A 2,580-nucleotide genomic window follows, 5' to 3' on the forward strand; every position below is an offset into this window, starting at 1 on the left:
TTCATGCAGCCTTGCTAATGTAACCTCTGCATCGGCCGACTCCCTCTACGCCACCCCGAGTCGGCTTGGCCCGGCGGTTCAACCCAACGCACCCCAACGCGTGGAACTGTCGGGCCGCTGTGTGTTGCGGTCGAGCACGCCCCTGCGGATCGTGCATGCGGCGGGCTTATCGGCAAGCATCAGGCTCGCAAGCGCCGTTCGGCGCGACGGAAGAGAATGCTGATTTCGGCTTCGGTCAGTGTGATCTGATAGCGCTGTTTCGATTGCTTCGAGTAGATGTCGTCAGCAATAATCGAGACGGTCACATCGCCGTTTTCATTGATCTGAACATCGTCGATCTGGAGTGGCGCCGAGTATATGCATTTCGGTGATCCTGGCTTTCGCCCAGGCTGAGTAGACAATCGCATGTGAAGAGTATCCCCTTGCCAGCAATTCGGCTGTTGCAAAATTGATGCCAGCAATTTGGTCCCGAGATGAGACGGGCTGAGACTACTCCCTCATCGTCCTTATGGATATGTGCCTTCTATTTGGGCAGCGGCGTATATTTGCGCGAGCCGAAGTCCCCCCGGTTAGGCCCGGCGCTCACTGGCCTACCCCGTCAGCGTGCCGGGCCGCTTCCGACCTCCGTTGCCGACTGCGGATGTACCAGCGGCGACGGAGGAGGCCCTTGGGCCTAAGGGCAAGGCGTCCAGCCATTCCGCTGCTCCGGCGTCCTGGCCCTTCGGCGTCGCGCCATCTTACCTCTTTTGGCTAGGAACTGGCCTAATCCAGTTGGCCGTGAACAAAATCCATTAGCAATTGCTGATGATTTGAACGTGCGGTGAACGGAAAGAGGCCTCGCCTTTTCTAACGCCTCTTGTCTGGCGTCAGCGCGTGGTTGGTGAACTGCAGGTTCCGATCGTCGCGGCCGGTGCCGCGGCATTCGTGGCAATAGATGATTTTGAGCAAATCCCAATGAAGGCACGGCTGATCCGGGCCGAACCGTTTGACCAGTTCAGCCACGTCGAGCACCGCGCGGCGTGTGCATGTGAGGCAGTAGACGGATAGGCCAGTGCCGGCCGCAAGCTTGCCGCCGAGCGTGCCTTCTGAGAACGGATATTCCTTACCCATGGCGATCCTCGTGACTGAAAGGGTCGCCGCACCGATGAGGGATTTATTCCTGCCTAAGCCGACCTTCAAGCTCTTTCAGGAAATGAGCTTCATTCAGGAGTTTCTCCCAATCCGTGCCGAAGCGCTCAATCAGATCGCGAGCCTGTGCGTCCGTGAGATTCGCCTCTCGTGAAAGTCGGCCGGCAAGGAGGTCGAATTCGGTGAGATCATTGTCCGGCAAACTGCCGTCGCGGTGCTGCATCGCCGCAGCGATCACCTCAAACACGCTGCCGACTTCCTCATATATCTCGCTGACCTCGATGCCCTCTTGGTCCGCAGCTTCCATCGCTTGGTCAGTCAGATCGCTTATCGCGGCAGGGTCATCCGTCAGCACTTTGGGCAGATGCTCTGCCATCCAACGCTCGAGGAAATTGGCGCCGCGCGTGCTCATCTCCGCATAAGCGGGAGGCAAACATTAGGTTCCGCTGATAGGCGGTAGGTTAGGCGGGGCATCCTTTGGAGCCGACCGCTCCTGTTGGATCCGGCGTCTGTCGATCGCAACCTGGAGGCGGATGGCCGCAAGCTGAATGCTTACGGGAATAGGGTCTGTTACGGCTATTGGTCTCTGCATGCCGCCATAACAAATGTTAATGGACGTTGTTCCCGTCGAGCGCTCGGCATGGTTAAGAGCAATCTTGAAAGAGCCCGCCTGCCATGGGTGCCAGTCGGGCTCTTTATCGGCGTGTGGGCCTTGGAACGCGGAAAAGGCACCCCACCCGACGCGACGCGCCTGGATAGCAGCCTGGCGCGCCAACTGATCAATCAACCTGACATTCAGGCCGATGTTCCATTAGCAACCGCTTGACGAAGCCGGTTGCAGCGCCAGAGTCATTGGCATGGCGAAGGGCTCTATCAAAGTCGGCGACGAAGTCGTGATCACCGCGACAGTACGGAAGCGCGTCACCGAGGACCGAGTGAGCGTGCTGATCCCGAGTTATCATCAGCCGCACTCTATCGTGGACAGAACGCCCAATATAAGCAGTGGGCAGAAAATCGAGCTTATCGGCGAGGTCACGCGGGTCGACGACCACACCGTCACCGTCGCCGGCCGGGATCTGGGTATCACGGTCAGCCGGGACGCGGTACGGCGGCGCTCCGACTAGCCGTAATGCCTCTGCACGGGACTCGCGATCAGCGTAGGGCTTTGCCATAGTCCACGCCTTCGCGGGCAGGCAACGAACTCCCCTTGACTGTCCAAATAGCTCGGCTACGCTTGCCGCGTGCCTTGAGAAGAACCGGCGCCGGTCCAGATCGAACCAGACCGCGAAAATAACCGACGATGGGTGGAGCCCTTACGTCGTAGAAAACGAGCAGCACGGCTGCCTAACACAACTCCAAAAAGCATCAACTTGGCTCGCCGCCCCCGATGATGGGCGTTTGCGGCCTTAAAATGTCATGGAGCAAGTCATGCGGACGCAAGACGGTTATTGG

The 2,580-nt window shown here is 58.8% G+C and carries 5 protein-coding genes; 2 read left to right on the forward strand and 3 right to left on the reverse strand.

The features are described from left to right. Positions 1-179: 179 nt before the first annotated feature. The 3 genes from EOA27_RS43030 to EOA27_RS42510 all read right to left on the reverse strand — a co-directional run bounded on the left by EOA27_RS43030 (position 180) and on the right by EOA27_RS42510 (position 1,504). Entirely contained in the window at positions 180-305 is a 126-nt protein-coding gene (locus EOA27_RS43030; protein ID WP_281059496.1) for a hypothetical protein, read from the reverse strand. A 541-nt stretch (positions 306-846) separates the two neighbouring features. Then, on the reverse strand, positions 847-1,179 hold the full coding sequence (locus tag EOA27_RS31390) for a hypothetical protein (protein ID WP_127258095.1): 333 nt from the start codon (positions 1,177-1,179) through the stop codon (positions 847-849). Further along, positions 1,154-1,504, reverse strand: coding sequence for a hypothetical protein (locus EOA27_RS42510; protein ID WP_245491212.1), 351 nt, complete (start codon positions 1,502-1,504; stop codon positions 1,154-1,156). The genes EOA27_RS31390 and EOA27_RS42510 overlap by 26 nt, the downstream gene beginning before the upstream one ends. 264 nt (positions 1,505-1,768) lie before the next feature. On the opposite strand from EOA27_RS42510, the gene EOA27_RS31400 reads away from it, so the two are divergent. Both EOA27_RS31400 and EOA27_RS31405 read left to right on the forward strand, forming a co-directional pair. Beyond that, on the forward strand, positions 1,769-1,954 hold the full coding sequence (locus EOA27_RS31400) for a hypothetical protein (RefSeq protein ID WP_127258098.1): 186 nt from the start codon (positions 1,769-1,771) through the stop codon (positions 1,952-1,954). Positions 1,955-1,985: 31 nt separating this feature from the next. After that, positions 1,986-2,252, forward strand: a complete 267-nt coding sequence (locus EOA27_RS31405; protein WP_127258101.1) for a hypothetical protein — start codon at positions 1,986-1,988, stop codon at positions 2,250-2,252. Positions 2,253-2,580: the final 328 nt, after the last annotated feature.

The sequence above is a fragment of the Mesorhizobium sp. M2A.F.Ca.ET.037.01.1.1 genome (assembly GCF_003998075.1).
In the GTDB taxonomy this organism is placed as follows: Bacteria; Pseudomonadota; Alphaproteobacteria; order Rhizobiales; family Rhizobiaceae; genus Mesorhizobium.

Bases quoted from the DNA above. Each gene is read 5' to 3' on its own strand.
- EOA27_RS31405 (WP_127258101.1), top strand. From the start codon at position 1,986: ATGGCGAAGGGCTCTATCAAAGTCGGCGACGAAGTCGTGATCACCGCG.
- EOA27_RS31400 (WP_127258098.1), top strand. From the start codon at position 1,769: ATGGTTAAGAGCAATCTTGAAAGAGCCCGCCTGCCATGGGTGCCAGTC.
- EOA27_RS42510 (WP_245491212.1), bottom strand. From the start codon at position 1,504: ATGGCAGAGCATCTGCCCAAAGTGCTGACGGATGACCCTGCCGCGATA.